This is a genomic window from Sodalis glossinidius str. 'morsitans', from assembly GCF_000010085.1.
Taxonomy (GTDB): Bacteria; Pseudomonadota; Gammaproteobacteria; order Enterobacterales; family Enterobacteriaceae; genus Sodalis; species Sodalis glossinidius.
In genome coordinates this window covers 325131-345859 of record NC_007712.1, presented here as the reverse complement: position 1 = coordinate 345859, position 20729 = coordinate 325131, and the positions used below count along the sequence as shown (strand labels likewise).

The 20729-nt window shown below is 56.5% G+C and carries 6 protein-coding genes and 11 pseudogenes; 7 read left to right on the top strand and 10 right to left on the bottom strand.

The genetic code is table 11. The features are described 5' to 3' along the window. Positions 1-469: 469 nt before the first annotated feature. From fucP to fucR, 5 genes are read left to right on the top strand one after another with little or no spacing between them, the layout of a single operon-like run. A complete protein-coding gene (fucP, locus tag SGP1_RS01740; protein WP_011410046.1) occupies positions 470-1798 on the top strand; it encodes an L-fucose:H+ symporter permease in 1329 nt (442 codons plus the stop codon). 22 nt (positions 1799-1820) lie between these two features. Continuing rightward, entirely contained in the window at positions 1821-3599 is a 1779-nt protein-coding gene (locus SGP1_RS01735) for an L-fucose isomerase (protein ID WP_011410045.1), read from the top strand. A 36-nt stretch (positions 3600-3635) separates the two neighbouring features. Then, positions 3636-5099 (top strand): L-fuculokinase, encoded by a 1464-nt coding sequence (gene fucK / locus SGP1_RS01730; protein ID WP_011410044.1) that lies wholly within the window; start codon positions 3636-3638, stop codon positions 5097-5099. A gap of 1 nt (position 5100) precedes the next feature. Then, positions 5101-5523 (top strand): L-fucose mutarotase, encoded by a 423-nt coding sequence (fucU, locus tag SGP1_RS01725; protein WP_011410043.1) that lies wholly within the window; start codon positions 5101-5103, stop codon positions 5521-5523. 50 nt (positions 5524-5573) lie between these two features. Further along, positions 5574-6278 (top strand): L-fucose operon activator, encoded by a 705-nt coding sequence (gene fucR / locus SGP1_RS01720; protein ID WP_011410042.1) that lies wholly within the window; start codon positions 5574-5576, stop codon positions 6276-6278. 102 nt (positions 6279-6380) lie between these two features. On the opposite strand, the pseudogene SGP1_RS01715 reads toward fucR, so the two are convergent. From SGP1_RS01715 to SGP1_RS28960, 3 pseudogenes are all read right to left on the bottom strand, one after another. Beyond that, positions 6381-7438: pseudogene (locus tag SGP1_RS01715) on the bottom strand (GNAT family N-acetyltransferase). 91 nt (positions 7439-7529) lie between these two features. Beyond that, a pseudogene (locus SGP1_RS01710) lies at positions 7530-8185 on the bottom strand (carbonic anhydrase family protein). A gap of 181 nt (positions 8186-8366) precedes the next feature. Then, a pseudogene (locus SGP1_RS28960) lies at positions 8367-9307 on the bottom strand (ABC transporter transmembrane domain-containing protein); the annotation flags it as partial. Positions 9308-9334: 27 nt separating this feature from the next. Between SGP1_RS28960 and SGP1_RS34875 the strand changes: the two are divergent. Then, positions 9335-9466, top strand: coding sequence for a hypothetical protein (locus tag SGP1_RS34875; protein WP_279379429.1), 132 nt, complete (start codon positions 9335-9337; stop codon positions 9464-9466). Positions 9467-9512: 46 nt separating this feature from the next. Here the strand turns inward: SGP1_RS34875 and SGP1_RS01695 are convergent. The 6 pseudogenes from SGP1_RS01695 to xylF form a co-directional block, all read right to left on the bottom strand. Further along, positions 9513-10402, bottom strand: a pseudogene (locus SGP1_RS01695) (tagatose-bisphosphate aldolase subunit GatY). Further along, a pseudogene (locus SGP1_RS01690) lies at positions 10393-11548 on the bottom strand (SIS domain-containing protein). Before SGP1_RS01690 ends, SGP1_RS01695 begins: the two co-directional pseudogenes overlap by 10 nt. Then, a pseudogene (locus tag SGP1_RS01685) lies at positions 11541-12829 on the bottom strand (D-tagatose-bisphosphate aldolase, class II, non-catalytic subunit). Before SGP1_RS01685 ends, SGP1_RS01690 begins: the two co-directional pseudogenes overlap by 8 nt. 21 nt (positions 12830-12850) lie before the next feature. Continuing rightward, positions 12851-13454, bottom strand: a pseudogene (agaR, locus tag SGP1_RS01680) (transcriptional repressor AgaR); the annotation flags it as partial. Beyond that, positions 13448-14597, bottom strand: a pseudogene (locus SGP1_RS31840) (ATP-binding cassette domain-containing protein); the annotation flags it as partial. The pseudogenes agaR and SGP1_RS31840, both read right to left, overlap by 7 nt. A gap of 31 nt (positions 14598-14628) precedes the next feature. Continuing rightward, positions 14629-15623: pseudogene (xylF, locus tag SGP1_RS01670) on the bottom strand (D-xylose ABC transporter substrate-binding protein). A gap of 471 nt (positions 15624-16094) precedes the next feature. Here xylF and SGP1_RS36025 point away from each other — a divergent pair. Further along, positions 16095-17537: pseudogene (locus SGP1_RS36025) on the top strand (substrate-binding domain-containing protein). Between the two features lie 346 nt (positions 17538-17883). Here the strand turns inward: SGP1_RS36025 and mgtA are convergent. Beyond that, positions 17884-20560, bottom strand: a pseudogene (gene mgtA, locus SGP1_RS01650) (magnesium-translocating P-type ATPase). Positions 20561-20729: the final 169 nt, after the last annotated feature.

The window sequence follows — 20729 nt, the reverse complement described above, 5'->3', positions numbered from 1 at the left end:
ATTTACCTGCCGCCGGCACCGGGCAAATAATAAATTCGGTTCTGTGATCTCCATCATGACTAAGCTGACTTCCTAATCATTAGTTAGATTAAAATTTCGCTAAAACCTGTCCGTTTGTCAATTGCGGTCGATAAACGGGCAACGTCGCCTTTTTTATTTGCCCGTTTCACTTCAAATTAAAATATACGGTCAACGAACACCTAAAATTTCCTTGCCCCGTTGGAAAAACGGGCATTATTTTTGTTTAATTGGGGTGATTAAACCCCCAAAATTCCGGGCAATTATTTTTAATGTGAGCTGACGCATATTTTTGCCGTTTATGAATTTTGACAATAGCCCCATCGATTGTTCCAGCGGCGGGTGCCCCGCCGTTGATAAGCAGTGTAAGGGGCGCCGGCGTGTCCCGGCCTGAACAGCCAATACCACGACTTTCACTTCATCGCCGCAGTACGGGCCAGACGAGGATGATATGGGAAATACGCTACTGCCGTCAGAAAAATACCGCGTCACTTCCGGTCCCCGGAACAATAATAACCTTCTCCCCTTCACATTACTCTGCTCATTATTTTTTCTTTGGGCAGTTGCCAACAATCTGAACGACATTTTGCTACCGCAGTTTCAACAGGCATTTGATCTTAATAACTTTCAGGCAGGTTTAATTCAATCCTCTTTTTATTTTGGCTATTTTATAATCCCCATACCGGCCGGAATATTAATGAAGAAGATTAATTATAAAGCTGGAATAATTACCGGACTGATTTTTTATGCCGCCGGCGCCGCCCTGTTTTGGCCCGCCGCCCAGACAATGAATTATTCCCTGTTTCTGGCCGGGCTGTTTATTATCGCCGCCGGCCTGGGTTGCCTGGAGACCGCCGCCAATCCGTTCGTCACGGTGCTGGGGCCGGAGGAAAGCGGCCATTTTCGCATCAATCTGGCGCAAACCTTCAACTCTTTCGGCGCGATTATCGCGGTCGTATTCGGCCAAAGCTTTATTCTGGCCCACGTCCCGCATCAGCCTCCCGAAGTGCTGGATACCATGACCGCCGAAGCGTTGGCCTGCTATCGCCACAGCCTGGTGATGGCGGTACAAACGCCTTATATGCTGGTCGTGGCGGTAGTACTGACGGTGGCGCTGCTGATTCTGCTTACCCCTTTTCCTTCCATTCCCAGCGAGAGCGGCGGTGGAAAGTCCGGCGGCTTCTATTGCGCCGCGCGCCGGCTGCTGGGCTATCGCCACTGGCGCTGGGCGGTGCTGGCCCAATTTTGCTATGTCGGGGCGCAAACCGCCTGCTGGAGCTATCTCATCCGCTACGGCGTCGAGGAAGTACCAAATATGACTCCCGGGTTTGCCGCCAACTATCTGACCGCCACGATGGTGTGTTTCTTTGTCGGACGTTTCAGCGGCACCTGGCTCATACGCCGTTTCGCGCCACAGGATGTCCTGGCGGTCTGCGCCCTGGCAGCAATGTCGACCTGTCTTATCGCCGCCGCCGGTGGCCATCGCGGTCTGGTGGCGCTAACACTGTGCAGCCTGTTCATGTCTATCCAGTACCCCACCATTTTTTCGCTTGGCATTCGTCAGCTTGAGCACGATACCAAATACGGCGCGTCGATCATCGTGATGACCATCGTCGGTGGCGGCATCGTCACGCCGGTGATGGGTTATGTCAGCGACGCCGCCGGCGCGATTGCGCCCGCCGAGCTGATCCCCGCGCTGTGCTTCGGCGTGATTTTTTTCTTTGCTCGGTTCCGCTATGGCGTCAAGCCTGAGGCAGGCGTAGCCACAGCGTCCCATTAACCGATTCGTAAAAGGATTTACTATGTCTGAAACGAAAAATCTGCCCAGGGTTGGCATCCGGCCGGTGATCGACGGACGCAGAATGGGTGTGCGTGAGTCCCTGGAGGCGCAGACCATGGCAATGGCCCGCGCCACTGCGGCGCTTATCAGTACGCGCTTACGCCATGCCTGCGGTACGCCGGTGGAGTGTGTTATCGCCGAACAGTGCATCGCCGGCATGGCGGAAGCAGCGGCCTGCGACGCGCAGTTCGAGACCTGTCAGGTCGGCCTTACGTTAACCGTGACACCCTGCTGGTGCTATGGCAGCGAAACCATCGACATGGCCCCGTTGCGCCCAAAAGCCATCTGGGGCTTTAACGGGACAGAGCGCCCCGGCGCGGTATACCTGGCCGCAGCCCTCGCCGCCCACAATCAAAAAGGGTTGCCGGCATTCTCGATTTACGGACGCGAGGTGCAGGATGCAGGCGACCATCATATTCCAACAGACGTGCAAACTCGCCTACTGCGCTTTACCCGAGCCAGCCTGGCGGTCGCGGCGATGAAAGGTCGGAGCTACCTGTCACTCGGCGGCGTCTCAATGGGCATTGCCGGCTCTATCGTCGACCATCACTTCTTTGAGGCCTGGCTCGGGATGAAGGTACAGACGGTGGACATGACCGAGCTGCGCCGCCGCATCGAAAACGAGATCTACGACAGAGACGAACTGGCGCTGGCGCTGGCGTGGGCTGAGGCAAACTTCCGCTTCGGCCAGGATACCAACGCCGCCGAACATCGCCGCTCGCCGGAAGGCTATCGCGGCGTGCTGCGCGAGAGCCTGCAAATGACGCTTTGCATCCGCGATATGATGCAGGGTAATCCGCGGCTGATAAGTCTAGGTTTTACTGAGGAAGCGCAGGGGTATGACGCCATCGCGGCCGGTTTTCAAGGACAGCGGCATTGGACCGATCAATATGCCAACGGCGATATCGCCGAGGCGCTGCTCAATAGCGCTTTCGACTGGCGAGGCGTTCGTCAGCCCCTCATCGTCGCCACCGAAAACGACAGCCTCAATGCGGTGGCGATGCTGTTCGGTCACTTATTGACCGGCAGTGCGCAGGTATTTACCGACGTACGCAGCTACTGGTCTCCGGAGGCCGTGAAAAGGGTTACCGGTCAGACACTCGAAGGTAACGCTGCGCCGGGGGTTATTCACCTGATCAACTCCGGCTCCGCCGCCCTTGACGGCGCCTGCCGCCAGCGGGATGCGCAAGGCCGTCCTACGATCAAACCCCATTGGGAAATCACGCAGCAGGAAGCGGCTACCTGCCTGGCCGCGACTGAATGGTGTCCCGCTATCCACGAATATTTCCGCGGCGGCGGTTTCTCTTCCCGTTTCCTTACTTTGGGTGGAGTGCCCTTTACTCTGTCGCGCATCAACCTGATTCGCGGCCTGGGCCCGGTCATGCAAATCGCCGAAGGCTGGAGCGTCGATCTGCCGCCGGCGATCCATAAACACCTGGACAACCGCACCAACGCCACCTGGCCTACTACCTGGTTTGTACCGCGGCTGACCGACCGCGGACCATTTAAGAATGTCTGGTCAGTCATGGCCCATTGGGGCGCAAATCATGGCGTGCTGACCGCCGGCCATGTGGGCGCCGATTTGATGACGCTGGCGGCGATGCTCCGCATCCCAGTGTGCATGCACAATGTCGCCGAGGAGCATATCTTCCGTCCTTCCGCGTGGGCGTCGCACGGGATGGATTTGGAAGGACAAGATTACCGCGCCTGCCGCAATTATGGCCCGCTTTATCGGAACTGAATGCATTACGCGGCGCCCCCGCAGACAGGAGAAATTATGAATCGTGATGTTGTCATCGTGCTGGATTGCGGCGCTACAAGTATCCGCGCCATCGCGGTAGACGCCGAAGGCCGGCTTGTCGCCCAGGCTACCACCCCCAATGCCACCGCGCCGGCGGCAGAAAACCCTCAATGGCATATCTGGCCGCTGGAACCTTTAATGCAGCGCTTCGCCTATTGCTGCCAGCAGATTATGCCGCAGCTCAGACAGGACCATATACACGCCCTCACCGTGACGGCCTTTGGCGTCGACGGCGCGCCAGTGGACCAGCAGGGGGAACTACTGTATCCCGTCATCAGTTGGAAATGTCCGCGCACCGCGACGGTTATGGAGCAAATTGACCGCTTTATCAGCCCCACCGAGCTACAAGTGCTATCAGGCATTGGCCAATTCAGCTTCAATACGCTTTATAAGTTACTGTGGTTGAAACAGAATCATCCGCGTCTAATGGAACAGGCGCACTGCTGGCTGTTTCTTTCGTCACTGATTAACTATCGCCTGACGGGGGAATTTACCACTGACCGCACCATGGCGGGCACCAGCCAATTGCTCGACGTGCGCCAGGAAAAATTCAGCGATACCATTTTACAGCGTACCGGCCTGTCGTCCGATCTTTTTCCTCGCCTGGTGGCCGCGGGCGAAGTCATCGGCACGCTGCGTGCGTCAATGGCGGCACGGCTCGGTTTACCCGTGGGATTACCGGTTATCGCCACCGGGCACGACACGCAGTTTGCGCTGTTTGGTTCGGGAGCGGCGCTCGATCAGGCCGTCCTCAGCTCCGGCACCTGGGAGATCCTGATGGTACGTACACCCCAGGTAGATACCAGCCTGCTGCCGCGCTATGAAGGTTCCACCTGCGAGCTGGACAGCTGTCGCGGTCTGTTTAACCCCGGTTTGCAGTGGCTGGCGTCGGGCACGCTGGAATGGGTACGCCAGCTTTACTGGCCCGACGATCCATTACCTGCCGCCTATGATCTTATGATTTCCGAGGGCCGGACCATCCCGCCGGGCTGTCAGGGCGTCCGTTTACAGGGCCAATTGCTGGACTGCAGGCGCCAGACCAGCTGGACCGGTTTATCGCTGTATTCCAGCCGCGGTCATTTTTACCGCGCCGCGCTGGAGAATCTCGCCTGGCGTCTGCGTCATCATCTAAGCGTACTGCAAAATATCGGCGGCTTCCGCGCCACCGGTTTGTTGCTAGTCGGCGGCGGCAGCCGCAATCCCTTGTGGAATCAAATCAAGGCTGACGTCCTTAACATGCCGATCAACGTGCTGAAGGACGCCGAAACCACCGTACTCGGCGCCGCCATGTTCGCCTGGAGCGGCGCCGGTTTCTATGATTCGCCGGAAACCGCGCGCCAGCAGGTCAACTATCGTTACTACCGCTACTATCCCGGCGAACAGTGCGCCAATTATCAACAAATGGTGGAACAACTCGACGCAATGACGGAAGGAGAGTGATATGTTGAAAATCCTTTCTCCCCTGATCAGTCCCGATCTGCTCAAGACGCTGTCAGAGATGGGGCACGGTGATGAAATTATCTTTGCCGATGCCCATTTTCCGGCGCATCGTCTCAACCCGCACGTCATTCGGGCGGACGGTCTGCGCATCGCCGACTTGCTTGCGGCGATCGCGCCGCTGTTTGCCTTGGACAGTTACGCCCCGCCGGTGGTGATGATGGCGCCAGTCGACGGCGACGTGCTGGATCTTTCGGTAGAGCTGCGCTACCGCCAGGCACTGTTCAGCGAGAAATCTGGCGCAGCGACGGAGTGGATCAATCGTGAAGCCTTTTATCAGCGTGCCGGGACCGCCTACGCCTTAGTGGTAACTGGGGAAGCCGTCCGCTACGGCAATATTTTGCTGAAAAAAGGCATTACGTTTTGATTTTCGGGTGATTATCCGGCCCTGTGCGGCCAGCGCGAAGGATGTGTGCGGTGAAAACAACGCGTCAACAGGATCTGGTGCAATTGCTACATCAGCACGGCAGCCTCACCACAGAACAGCTGGCCACCATGCTGAATGTGAGTCGCGAGACTATCCGTCGCGATTTGAACGCCCTGCAAAGCCAGGGCAAAGTGTTGCGTCAGCATGGTCGGGCACGCTGCGTGATAGGCGACAGTGAGGATAACGGCGATCCTTTTCTTACCCGGCTGAAAATCCAGCTCAATAGCAAGGCTGAGGTCGCCCGGCTGGCGTTGCGCTGGATCGATCCCGGCATGTGTATCGCACTGGATGCCAGCTCGACCTGCTGGTATCTGACTAAGCAGTTGCCCGACATGGATATTACGGTATTTACCAATAGCGTGCGTGTCTGTCAGGCATTAATCAAACGCCAGCATATCCGGCTTATCTGCTCCGGCGGTACCCTGCAGCGCAAATATGCCTGTTATGTGAATGCGGCCATTTTGTCGCAGCTGAAAAATTTGGAGGTCGATTTGTTCATATTCTCCTGCGAAGGGATCGACCAGGCGGGTGTGATGTGGGATTCCAATTTGTACAATGCGGGGTTCAAATCTCTGCTGCTTAAACGAGCCGCGCAATCGCTATTGCTGATCGATAAAAGTAAAATGCACCGCACCGGCGAAATTCGCCTTGGCGACATTAGTCAGGTGACGGAAATCATTACCAACAAAGAGTAGCGCTATACCTTGCCGCTAGCAGCCGGCTAACGAGGTGTATTACCTGCGAGTTATCGCTCTTCACCTCACCGGCATCTGCTTAAGGAACACGGATTTTACCCGTCAGGCACTGTCGAGTCCGCCTCCTCCGCCCTGGCGGAACGGCAAGGCGCCACGCGCCTCCTCCAGCCAGCCCTGCACGGCTTCGCTCTCCTGCACGAGAAACGCGGCGACCGCCTCCTGCAACCCCGGATGGCGCAAATAGTGCCAGGAGTGGGTCAGCACCGGCTCAAAGCCGCGAATGAGCTTATGTTCACCTTGTGCTCCGGCGTCGAATCGTGCCAGGCCGGCGGCGATGGCATACTCAATGACCTGATAAAAACAGGTTTCAAAATGCAGGCCATCAAATTCCTCCAGACAGCCCTAGTAACGGCCGAATAAGCTGACGCCGCCCGTCAGATAGAACGCCATCGCGACGGGCTTCCCCTGCCGACGGGCCAATACCACCCGAATGCATTGCGACAACGCCGCCAGCAGGCTGAAAAAATCGCGGGTCAAATAGGGCAGTTGACCACGCACGGCATAGGTATTCGCATAGCAGCCATAGATAAAATCCCACTCGGCTTCGCTAATCCGGTCGCCGTCGAGCCAATCGAAACTAAACTCCTGCTCCGCCACCCGCGCGCTCTTTGCGCATCTGCTTACGCTTGCGCGAATTTAGCGTATCGAGAAAATCCTGGAAATCCCGGTAGCCCCGATTGTGCCAGTGATACTGGCAGCCGAGCCGCATCAACCACTGCGGTTGTGCAGCCAGCAGGCGGGCGGCTGCCTCGGGCTTTCCCAACAGACGCGGGCCGGTAAAAGGGCTGAAGGGCAACGCTCCCCCAGCCATTTAGGATAATAGTCAATCCCCGCGCGACGGCAGGCCTCGGCCTAGCCCTGATCGAACACATACTCGCCGCAGGAGTGCATTTTGCGATAGCCTGGAATGGCGGCCAGAACGTTACCCTGCTCCAGCCACACTAGATGCTCGCTTTGCCAGCTGCACCGGGCACCCAGGCTGCCGCTTTCCTCCAGCGCCAGCAAAAAGGCATGGCGCAGGAAGGGCTGGTCTTCAGGCAACAGAGCATACCACTGGTCGGCGGACACATCGGTGACTGCGCCAGAGGGGTTAATGACATGGGCGTTCTCCGCGTTTAACCCCCCTGTTGTCTAAATTTTTTTCAGGCGGTATTTTGCCCGGGTCGGGTAGCTGGCTACCCGCCTTAAACATCAGGAGAAGAACTCTACCTTACCACCGACCAGATGATACATACTGCCGACCAGCTTGATCTTACCTTCTTCCTCAAGCGCTGTCAGAACCGGGCTCTTTTTACGAATATCTTCCAGCGTCATAATAACGTTAGTTTTGGCGACCGCATCAACAAAACCATAATTTTTGGCGGAACGCTCGCCTTCATATTCCGTTCTGGCGATAGCGGGTTTGATCATATTCAGTAAACCGGTAAGGTTACCTAATTCGGTATTATCGATAACACCGCGCCACAGGAAGTATGCCCCATGACCAGCACAACTTTGGCGCCGGCCAGGACGCAGGCGAATTCAATACTGCCCAGAATATCCGCACTGGGAATATTCCCCGCCACTCGGCAATTAAACGTTTCGCCAATCCCGGCATCCAGGAGAATTTCCGCCGGCGCGCGTGAATCTATACAGCTTAAAATGACCGCGCCGGTATATTGCCCCGCCTGGCTGGCCTGCTTCTGCGCCAGATAATCGTGGCACAGCATTTTTCCTGCGCGGAAGCGGGCATTGCCCTGTTTGAAACTCTCGATAATATCATCCGGCGTCATGGCGTCGCGCTGCGCTCTGGTCATCGCGGCGGCAAAGGACAATGAAGGGGTCATGAAGCCCGCAATCCCGGTCATGGCCAATAACTAACAGGCGATAGTGGCTTTTAATAACGTGCGGCGGGACGGCTTTACAGCGGCACAACCGATCATAACATATTACCTCTGGCGTGATGAAATAAAAAAGTGAAGATGATTGCGGATTTACGCCGCTCTCGCCGGCCAAATACGCAAGCTAACTGAGTACTCACAACTTAGTGACAATACTTATCATCAGCCCCGTCGCCAACGGCGATGGCGCCGACGCTTATCAGCGTATGACTCCACAGCCACAGCGCCAGTCCGGTAGCGCTGACAATCAATAAGCCGTTCAACGTCGTGATCGTGACGTCCATACTGCTGACCATCCGCCCGGCGCGCCGGCTTTTGTCGGTCTGATCGCTTATCGCCTCGCGGGCGTACTGTTGTTCCAAATCGGTATGGGCGAACAACTTCAGGGTCGTGATATTGGTGTAGCCATCGACGATACACCCCATCAGGTGGGAGCGGGCATCTGAAGACTGCACCGAACGGCGCTTGACCCGCGGTACAAAGTAGGCCAGGCAGAGGATATAGCACAGGATCCAGACGAGAAGCGGGATCATCAGCCGCCAGTCGGCCTGGGACAACAGCACCAACGAGGTGACGGCATAAATGACCACGTGCCACAGCGCATCTACCCCTGTACCGCCGAATCACGCAAGGCATTGCCGGTCTGAATGATACGTTGTGCGATGCGGCCCGAGAAATCGCTTTGGAAAAAATGCAGGCTTTGCTTGAGGATATTGTTATGGTTCTGCCAGGTGATCATACTGGTCATGCCGGGGTTGATCGTTTGATGGATCAACAAATCGTGCAGACCAATAAACACCGGTCGCAATAGCAATGCGACCTACCGCCATCCAGATCAGAATCTGGCGCGTGGGCGCTGAAGAAACCGGCGGCAGGGGTCGTGTTGACCATATCGATGATGCAACTCAGGTAGTCGAACAACGCCACTTCGATCAGGGCGCCGATCAGTCCCACCATCAGGAGCGCGGCAAAGCTCGGCCAGACCTGGCGCAGATAGTAAAGATAAAACGGTAACAGTCGGTTGGGCGGCGGCGATGACGGCACGGGTTGGAAAATGTCGATCATGCGCTCGAAGCGACGGTAAAGCATACATAAGCCTCTCAGGGTTTTCTGACCGTGATTCGTTCCGCCGGCGCGCGGCGCTGGCTCCCGTTGATGGTCGCGCTACTCCTGTGCTACGGGCGTCAAACCGGCGCAACGGTTTCCGCCTGCGAGCGCAGCACGTTGAAAACAACGCAAAACGTCTGAGAAAGCTTAGTGCATTTTTGAGCGTATCAGGACGCCGGGCACCAATTCACGTCTGGCCCGGCGTTGTCGGCGCCCGCTTGGGCAATGGCTTACAACTTGCCGATACTCCGCAGATGCGCATTTTTTCACGCACCATCGCCATTTTGCCAGGCGAGATATATTTACGGGGATCGTTGGCGTCGGGATGCGTCTGGAAGTACGCCTTTACCGCATCGGCGAAAGCAATTTTCAAATCGGTGGCAACGTTGACTTTACAGATGCCCAGCCCGATACTGCGCCGCACCATCTCTTCAGGAATGCCCGAGGCGCCATGCAGCACCAGCGGCAGAATCACCTGTTCGCTGATTTGCGTGAGACGTGCGAAATCCAGCTTCGGCTCACCTTGATAAAGGCCATGGGCTGACCCGATCGCCACCGCCAGCGAATCAATCCCGGTTTCCTCGACAAATTCCGCCGCTGCGGCCGGATCGGTGAAGAAGCTATCGCCCTCGGCCACCACAACGTTATCTTCCGCACCGCCGAGCCGGCCCAGTTTCGCCTCGACGCTGGCCCCATAACGGTGGCAGAGCTTCACCGCACGCGCACCAGCGCAATGTTCTGCTTAAACGGCAGGTGTGAACCATTAATCATTACCGACCGCACGCCCTGACGCACTTTGGCGCTAATGTCGTCGAGCGTCTCGTGATGATCCAGGTGGTGCAGCGCCAGCGGGAGATTATAACGCCGTGCCGCAGTCTGGCAGATCTCTACCAGATAGTCGGTGCTGGCATAGCTGAAGGTTCCCGGCGTGCCGGCCATGATGACCGGCGACTGTAACTCGGCCGCCGTTTCCGCGACCACTTGCACCGTTTCCAGGTTGTGAACATTAAAAGCAGGCACGGCGAAACCCGAGCACTGAGCATGGTGCAACATTTCGCGGTTGGAAATCAGATACATGCTGTCCTCCCCTCTACAGAAGGCCCACGGGCGAGCGCAGGCGCGCCAGCATAGGGATAAACAGAAACACCTTGCACCACTCGATTCACTTTGCCGCTGGGGTTATCGGGGGTAATACCCAGTGCCAGCGAGGTTTCAAACGCCAACATTTGGCACAACAGTAAATAGGGGAACATGAGCCAGGCATCGTTGTCTTCCTGAGAAAGCGCTTCCACCTCCGGCAGGGTTTCGCCGGCACCGCTGAAGGCGCACAGCCGGCCGGCGACACCATCGTGTCGCAATTCCTGCCACAGGTCCCGATCGTATTGGCGGGTATAAGGATCGGAGGAAAACAACGCCACTAAGAGCGTTTGACCGTCGATCATGAATTTCGGGCCGTGGCGCAGCCCCAGCGAAGAATCGTAACGGGTGGCGACTTTGCCCGCGGTCAGCTCAAGCATTTTTAGCGCCGCCTCTTCCGCCAGCGCTTTCACCTGGGGCTGACGGCGTATTAACAACTGTTGGCATTCGTCGGTCATTCGCGCCAGCGGCGCCGCAGTCTGCGTGATGTCCTGCGGACCCAGCAGCAGCCCGGCGAGGAGCATACTGCTGAAGCTGGAGGTCATGGCAAAGCTTTTATCGTGCGTTCCTTTATCGTGCGTTCCTTCGGGCATCACCTGTGTGCAGACATGGGCTTTACCGGCGGCCCAGTCGCACAGTTGGCTGTCGGGATTGCACACCAGCAACAGATGGTGACAGGCCGGCACGCACTGATCCGCCAACGCTACCGCGGCCACGCTTTCGGGGCTGTTGCCGGAACGGGCAAATGACACCAACAGTAGCGGCCGCGTCGGGTCGAGATAGTGGTGCGGTTGGGCAACGATATCGGTGGTGCCGTAAGCCTGTACATCGCGCCCGGTCTGCTGACGCAGCCAGGGCACCAGAGCGCGACCGGCAAACGCCGAACTGCCGGCGCCGGTCAGTACGATCTGCAAACGCGGGTCTGCCAGTAAGGGCGACAGGAACGCTTGCAGCGTGGGCGGTCCGCCGCCAATTGCTGGTGTAACGCACGCCACATTGCAGGCTGCTGCCAGAGATTTCACGGGCGGTATGCTGCGCCTGATGCTCGCTTAGCCAGGCGGCAGAATAGCCAAAAAATTCAGTCATGTTTAGGGCTTCTTGATGAAGGCTGACAGGCATCCGCATAATCGGCCAACACTTCGCCGATTTTGTGCATGACCCAGTCAAGTGGATCGGCGGAAAGCTGACCCGCGGCCATCGCCCGCGCTTGGGTCGGCAAATATTGACTCAGCAGCGTCATTAGCGCCGGGTGGGCGCGCAGATTGTCTAAAAGCCTCTCTACCGCCTGCACCACCTCAGGTCGTGGCCAGTAATATCGCACCCGATCGCTCAGACTGTAGCGCCGGTGCAACTGTTGTTGTTGGGGGATACCGGGATAATAACGTTACCAATAGCCGGGATGATCGCCCATTACCTACTCCAGGGTGGCGCAAAGGTGGGCCGCGCGATGCTCGCCTTGCCATTCCCGCTCAATGCGGTCCAGCGCAAATAGCGCTTCACACAGTGCGCAGGCCCGACTTTGAGGATATCGAAGTGATCGCGCACTAACTCCTGATACATCTGCGGCGACTGATAGTCGGTGGAGTGCGCTTCATAAACCATATGCGGCCATTGCTCGATAAAACGGCTCAGCGCAGCGTCGCGCTCAGGCCGATAGCGCTCTACGCTTTGGTGATCGAATTCCACACCCGGTTGCACCACCAATTCGATAACTCGCGGCCACACCGCCTCCAGACCGGCCGCTCGCCACGCCTGACGGTGGGTACTTAGCGTCTGTTCTACCGCCTGCGGCGTTGTCATCGCTAACCCGTCAAGGGCTTCATGCGCGCCGCCGGGCACCGGGACTTCCGTGCCAATGATGCAGACCGGCGGTTCGCCGCCATCCAGCCGCCAGCACCGTTCCACCACCGCGCATAGCCTGGCGGCGCGCTGCGACAACTGTCCATAGTCCAGCTGCGCCGAGTCATCTTGGCAACGCATTGAGCAATCAAGATGAATTTTACGAAAGCCCACCGCCACATAATCGTCAATCAACGTCTCGGTCAGGGCCATCGCCTCCGCCACCGGTCGATCCTGCCAAGCGTTAGGACCCAGGTGATCCCCCCCTAGCCAGACCCTGTACCGCGGCAACCCGCATTCATTCGCCTGATGCCAGACCGCATCGCGAAATTGCGCCGGCGTCATGCCGGTATAGCCGCCGAACTGATTGACCTGGTTAGACGTGGCTTCAATCAATACAGGTTCGCCACGTCGTACCGCCTGCGCTAAAGCGGCGCGGATCACCCAGGGATGGGCGGAACACACCGAGAAAATGCCCACCGACTCGCCCGCTTTGTGTCGTTCAATTCGTGCTATCAGTTGTTGCATTGGCACTCCTGGAATACGCGGTTAACGATCAGCGATAATGACTTCAACGCCGAGATCGCGTAAGGCGCGCAAATAGTGGTCGGGGATCCCGCTGTCGGTGATAAGACGATGTATCTGACCCACTTCGCGGATCATGCAGAAACTGGTACGGCCGAATTTGCTAGCATCGGCCACGGCGATAAATCTCCCGCGACACGTCGCACATAGCGCGATTCAGCTGTGCTTCCCCCGCATGGGGCGTAGTAATACCGCAGGCCAGGTCCAGCCCGTCGACGCCGAGAAACAATTTGCCGAACCGGTACTGCCGGATATGCTGTTCGGCCGTAGGGCCACTTAGCGACCACGACTGACCGCGAACGCTGCCGCCGATGACCATCAATTCAAGGTGCTCCCGGCCCGCCAACGCATAGGCGATGTTGAGCGCATTGGTCATGACCACCAGCCCCCGTTTGCCCTGCAGCGGCCCTGTCATCAAACTGTTGGTGGAGCCGGAGTCGAGAATGATCGTATCGCCGTCGTTCACCAGCGCGGCGGCGGAGCAGGCGATCGCGGTTTTGACATCGCGGTTGATGCGGCCCTTATCTTTCAGCGGCCGATCGAAAACGAACTGTTTATTGAGCCGCGCGTCGGCTCGTCGAGGATCAGGATTTGTGGATTGAGCAATAAACATCGGGCCAAAATCGCTTTTTGATGATTACCGCCGCTCAGACGGCCGATCGCCAGCGTCGGCGAAGCGGTTTTCACCTTCAGACGCTTGAGGGCATCATCGATCATCAGCTGCTCTTGCGACCCGTCTATCACGCTTAAAGGGCCACTGAATTGATCCAGCGCCGCCAGGGTGATATTGGCGCCGACTCCCATCACCGGCACGATGCCATCTTTTTTGCGATCCTCAGGCACCATGGCGAGCCCCTGGCGCATCGCCTGCCGACAGTGGCTAAAAAACGCACCTTGCGGCTGTTAAGGGTAATGTCACCATCCCAGCGGCCAGGATGCATCATCTCCGTGCGTCCCGACCCCACCAGGCTGGCGATACCCAGGATCTCCCCCTGCCGCAGCGTAAAACCGGCATTATCTACCCGCTTGATATGCTGATTAATCGGATGCCAGGCGTTGAGCCCCGCCACACGTAAAATTTCCTTACCGGGAGTGTGCGGCGCACGCGGATAAAGCTCGGTCAGCGCCCGGCCGACCATCAGGGTAATCAGCCGATCCTCGCTGATTTCCCCGGCCGGGCACGTCGCAATATGTTTACCATCGCGGATAACCGCGATCACATCAGAGATAGCCTTGACTTCGTTTAACTTGTGGGAAATATAAATACAGGCGATAGCGTGGTTGCGCAAATCGTTGATGATCGCCAGTAATAGCGCGGTTTCCTTTTCCGTCAACGAGGCGGTCGGCTCATCCAGAATGAGCAGCCGCACCTGCTTGTTTAACGCTTTGGCGATTTCCACCAATTGCTGCTGTCCCAGCCCCAATTCACCCACCGGGGTATCAGGATCGACATCCAGCTTTACCTGCGCCAGCATTCGCAGGCAGCACGCATACATTCCCGCACCGTCATTGACTTCACCAGCGCTAGCTCCTGATGAATAATGGCAATACCTTTTTGCTCGGTATCGCGAATTCCCTGCGCCCTGAGCGGCTCGCCGCCGAACAGGATTTCGCCCTCGAAGCTTCCTTAGGGATAGATGCCGGCCAGCACCTTCATCAGCGTGGACTTCCCCGAGCCATTTTCCCCGCACAGCGACAGAACCTGTGCCGACGCTTGCGATGCTACAGGGTGGATATAGAAGTTACTTCAGCTCGTCACGGCTGTGGAAACCATCCGCGATAACGGTGCTGTCGATATTGGTGTTATCTACCGTAATCGGCGTCAATAACCAGGCGGGAACCTCCTTCAGGCCATTATTCAATTTGGCATTACTTTTCGGCGTTTCCCCTTGCCCCAATTGGACCGCGATCTCCGCCGCTTCGCTGGCCAACTGCTTGATAGGTTTATACACCGTCATGGTCTGGGTGCCCTGCTGGATCCGTTTGATAGCCGCCAGATCGGCATCCTAACCGGAGATGGCAACTTTCCCTACCAGCCCCTGAGCCGCCAGCGCCTGGATAGCCCCGCCCGCCGTCGCGTCGTTAGAGGCACTACCGCGTCAATATGGTTATTGTTGGCAGTTAATGCGTTTTCCATAATTTTCAGCGCATTCTCCGGAAGCCAACCGTCGGCCCATTGATCGCCTACCACTTTGATTCTTCCGCTGTCGATAAGCGGCTTGAGCACATTCATTTGCCCGGCGCGGAATAATTTGGCGTTATTGTCTACCGGCGATCCGCCCATGAGGAAGTAATTGCCCTGCGGAACCCGCTTGACCAAACTGTTGGCCTGTAACTCCCCGACCCGCTCATTATCGAAGGAGATATAAAAATCCACATCGGCATTATTAATTATGCGGTCGTAGGCCCGCACTTTAATTCCCTCCTGTTTGGCTTCGGCGATAACATTTGTTAACACCTGGCCGTTATAGGGAATAATGACCAGAACGTCCATGCCGAAATTAATCATATTCTCTACCTGCGACATTTGTGTTTCTTCATTGCCGTTAGCAGACTGGACAAACACGCTGGCGCCCAATAATTCCGCTTTACTGACGAAAATATCGCGGTCTTTTTGCCAGCGCTCCAGACGCAGGTCGTCCACCGCCATACCTATCTTCAATTGTTTGGCCAACGCAGGTTGACATGCAAGTACCCCTATTGCACAGACGGTCAGAAGCAGGTTGTTGAGTTTCATCTTTCATTCCTAATGATGTTATTATCAGAATTGACGCAGCGACGGACGACGCTGCGCGGGCAACGCCGTGATCCAGGTCATTGCGGACGGCGATTCAGGTAAGAAATGACGATCTTCATCTTCAATATTCATTGCCGTAGTGGATCCGGCAATTGCAAATTTTCACAATGCTATTACAAAATTTCGTAGACGTTAAAAATTGTGAGCCACGCCCTATTTCCCCTGCCTCTCATACCTCTTAACGCAAGAGCATCATCGCAACGAAAACGCCGGCTTTATTCATCCGGGCGTGATCCTACGCACAATTAATAATTTCATGAATGACGTTGTGAAATAACATAATTGATCCACGCCGGCGTTTATTACCACAATATTGGCAACCAAAGGTTAACGCCTGCGGACCTCATGGGTCTGTCGCGTCGTCCTCTTCCTTTCCATATCCTCACCACAGGGTTTACCAGGAGCCGAATCATGTCCCATTATTTCGACAAAATTGACAAAATCCGTTACGAGGGTCCGCACAGCACCAATCGCTTCGCCTACCGCCATTACAACGCCGATGAACGGGTGCTGGGAAAACGGATGGAGGATCACCTGCGGCTGGCGGTCTGTTACTGGCACAGCTTCTGCTGGGGTGGGACCGATATGTTCGGCACCGGCGCTTTCGCGCGTCCGTGGCAAGGCCAGGGGGATGCGCTGGTGATGGCGCAGCTGAAGGCGGATGTCGCATTTGAATTCTTTGCTAAGCTCGGCGTGCCCTATTACTGTTTTCATGATGTGGACGTCTCGCCGGAGGGCAATTCCCTTGCCGATTACCGTCATAATCTGGCGGCGATGACCGACGTGCTGGCGCAAAAACAGCAGCCAACCGCGTCAAACTGCTGTGGGGCACTGCCAATTGTTTCAGCCATCCGCGCTACGGCGCCGGCGCCGCGACCAATCCCGATCCGGCGGTTTTCGCCTGGGCGGCGGCGCAGGTCAACGGCGCCATGGAAGCGACCAAATCGCTGAGCGGCGAGAATTACGTGCTCTGGGGGCGGACGCGAAGGCTACGAAACGCTGCTCAATACCGATTTGCGTCAGGAAAGAGAACAAATCGGCCGCTTTATGCGCATGGTGGTGGAACACAAACATAAAATTGGTTTTCAGGGCGCGCTATTGATTGAACCCAAACCCCAAGAACCGACCAAATACTATCAGGGGTTGGAAACCACCGCCGACAATTGGCAGCATGCGCAGAACAGACTTGCGAACTGGGTACAGTCGCTGCCGCCGCAGACCGGAATCATCGCCGTCACCGATGCCCGCACCCGCCATTTATTGCAGGTTTGCGAACATCTCAACATCGCGGTGCCGGAAACGCTATGCGTTATCGGCATCAACAATGAGGAGCTGGCCCGATGTCTGTCGCGAGTGCCGCTGTCCTCGGTAGCCCAGGGCACGTGCCAAATGGGGTATCAGGCGGCGAAGCTGCTGCATCAATTACTGAATAATGCCCAACTGCCTCTGGCGCGGATCAAGGTACCGCCGGTCCGCGTGGTGGAGCGCCGCTCGACGGATTTCCGTTCGCTCAACGATCCGGCGGTGATACAGGCCATGCATTACATCCGTTACAATGCCTGCAAAGGCATTAAAGTCGAACAGGTGCTGGATGCGGTGGGGATGTCACACTCGAATCTAGAGAAACGCTTCAAGGATGAAACCGGTAACACTATTCATAATATGATCCATCAAGAGCGGCTTAACAGCGCCCGCAATTTGCTGACCTCCACCTCATTGACGATCAATGAGGTGTCGCAAATGTGCGGCTATCCCTCGCTACAGTATTTCTATCTAGTGTTCAAAAAAGCCTTTGATACCACCCCGAAAGAATATCGCCAGCGCCACGGGGAAACCGCTTTCGGGCCACCTTAAAGTGATCTTTGCCAGCCTGTTTGACGGGTCAGGGCCGGTAAACCCGTGTCATCAGGCTTGGGATGATATTCCCATTTCCGACCGTGAGCTTGAACGAGGGCCAAGGGGAGCCAGCGCAAATACCGGCCTATGAAACGGCCGGTTTGGTCGGTGAAATCACGGCCGCCAGGACGGCCGCAGCGCATATCGGCAAGGGATCCCGATGTCAGACCGCCACGCCGCGGTCGTTATCAGCGCATATGCTGCAAGATAATCAGACCGTGGGTCACGATTAACAGCCCAAGAAAATACAGCACGATAAGGCCATCCACCTTTTGCTTTTTCACCGTCAATCCCTCCCTCAGAACTAGCGGCCGAAACGGCGGATATACAGCTGCTTCACACCTTGCGCCAGCAGACAGTAACCCAGCAGGATGGCGACCAACCACGGGAAATACTGCCAGGGCAACGGTACCAGCCCTACCGCCTCGCCCAGCGGCGAGAAGGGAATAGCGATGCCCGCCGCCATGATCAGAAGCGTCATCAGCATTACCGGCAACGCGTCGCGGCTCTGAATAAACGGAATTTTCTGCGTGCGCAACATATGCACCACCAGCGTTTGCGACAACAGTCCCTCGATGAACCAACCGGACTGGAACAACGACTGATGCGCCGCCGAATTGGCGCCAAACACTTGCCACATGAGCCAGAACGTCGCAATATCAAAAATGGACGACGTGGGCCACATCCACAACATGAAGCGCCCGATGTTTTTGGCATCCCATTTGCGCGGCTGGCGTAAAAACGCCTTGTCCATCTTGTCCCACGGCAGCGCCAGTTGGGAAATGTCGTACATCAGATTCTGTATCAATAGATGGATTGCCAACATCGGCAGAAACGGAAGGAACGCGCTGGCGATCAGAACCGAAAAGACATTGCCGAAATTAGAGCTGGCAGTCATGTTCAAGTATTTGATGATATTGCCAAAGGTTTCCCGGCCTTTGATAACCCCTTCTCTAACACCAGCAGTTTTTTTTCCAGCAAAATGATATCAGCAGACTCCTTGGCGATATCGGCGGCGCTATCCACCGAGATACCGATATCCGAATAGTGCAATGCCGGCGTATCATTGATACCATCGCCCAAAAAGCCGACGGTATGCGCATTTCGCTGCAGCGCCTGCACCACGCGGGATTTCTGTTGCGGCGTCAGGCGACAAAATACGGTAGTGGTTTCCACGGCGCACGCCAGTTCATCATCATCATCAAGCCGGGCGATATCCCCGCCACAAAGCGGCGTTCTCGGCGTCAGACCGACATCACGGCAAATTTTGCCGGTTATCACCGCGTTATCGCCGGTCAGTACCTTCACCGACACACCATTCTCCTGCAGCGCCCGAATAGCCTCGGCGGCGCTTTCTTTCGGCGGATCCAGGAATGTCAGCAGCCCCAAAATGACCAGATCACGTTCATCGTCTGCGCACAAAGGTGCGGTCAGCGCGCCTTCGTCCAAATGGCGCTTGGCCACCAGCAGCACGCGAAATCCCTGTTGATTGTATTGTTCTACCTGCTGCTGCCAGTGCGCACGCGCCGCCTGATCCAACTCCCGCCGCGTATCACCTTCCATCCAATAGCGTGAGACCGCCAGCATTTCATCCACCGCCCCCTTGCAAATCAGCGTTTGCTGACCGTTTTCATCGGCCACGACGATGGATAAGCGATGGCGTTCAAAATCAAACGGCAACTCATCGATTTTACGATAACGCTGCAAACCGGCTATGGCAGGATTATCGCCGCCGAAGTGGATGATGGCCCGGTCCATCAGATTCTTGATTCCGCTCTGATGATGACTATTCAGCCAGGCCATTTGCAGCACCCGATCGTCATTGTGACCATAGAGATCCAGATGCTGCTCAAGGATGATTTCATACCGGGTCAATGTTCCGGTTTTCGGTACACAGTACATTCATGGAGCCGAAGTTTTGGATGGCGTTCAGACGCTTGACCACCACTTTACGGTGCGACATGGCAATCGCCCCTTTCGCCAGATTGGAACTGACGATCATCGGCAACATTTCCGGCGTTAATCCTACCGCTAACGCAAACAGCAGCGCATCGGTCCAATCAGCCCTTGGTGAACCCGTTCAGGAACAGCACAATAGGCACCATGACAAGCATGAAGCGGATCAGTAACCAACTTACGCTATTAACGCCGCGATCGAAGGTAGTCTGCGGCCGGCGCCCGACCACCTATTTCGCCAGCGAACCAAACCAGGTATAACCTGTCCTGTCGCCACCACGACCTCGCTCGCGCTACCGCTGGCGACATTAGTGCCCATCAGGCAGATTCCCAGGCTGGCTAAGCAAATCGCCGTCTTCGCGGGACTCAGCGATTGTCTTGGCGCTAACGTTGGCGAGCAGGTCATACTCTTCAACGGGAATCGCTTCGCCGCTTAACGCCGTCTGGCTGACAAACAGATCGCGCGATTTCAGTAAACGCACATCCGCGGGCACCATATCGCCGGCGGACAGGAAAATAATGTCTCCCGGTACGACATCCTCCAGCGCGATCTCCTGCTTTTCCGGATGGGCCGAGGGCGACGCACGGCGGATAACCATGGCCGTAGTGCGCACCAGCGTTTTCAGCATTTCCGCGGATTTGTTGGTGCGATATTCCTGCCAGAAGCGCAGCAAACCGCTCAATGTCACCATTAACAGCATAATGGCAACGCCGGTGATATCGGTCTCTTCACCCCGGCGCAGCGGTAGCCAATAATCGGTAACAAAACTGATGGCCGCCAGCACCATGAGTACCCAAATAAAGGGATTGTTAAAGGCGCCCAGCAGTTGAATTAGCGCCGGCTGCGCCTTTTCCGTCGCCACCCGATTTTTACCGTAGTGGAGTAAACGTTGTTCCGCTTCATCGTCGGTTAATCCGCTGCGCTGGGTATCCAGGCGCTCAAGGGTGGTATCTAGGCTCTGCGACAGCGCGCTGGCAATAGCCAGTTCACGGGCGGTGGCTAATTTGGCGTGTGTCATTTTCATTGCCAATTCCTCGCAGTCATCAAAATGGACGCTCGGCCCGTTTTTGCGATAAAGGGAAGCGGACCATGCAAAATCGGAATTCAGGAGGCGGGCAGAGGGAATTCGCTGCGGGGATTACAAGGGTATTGCTCTCCTGGAATCACACTGCCTTTCCCGCCCGTCGCCTGAA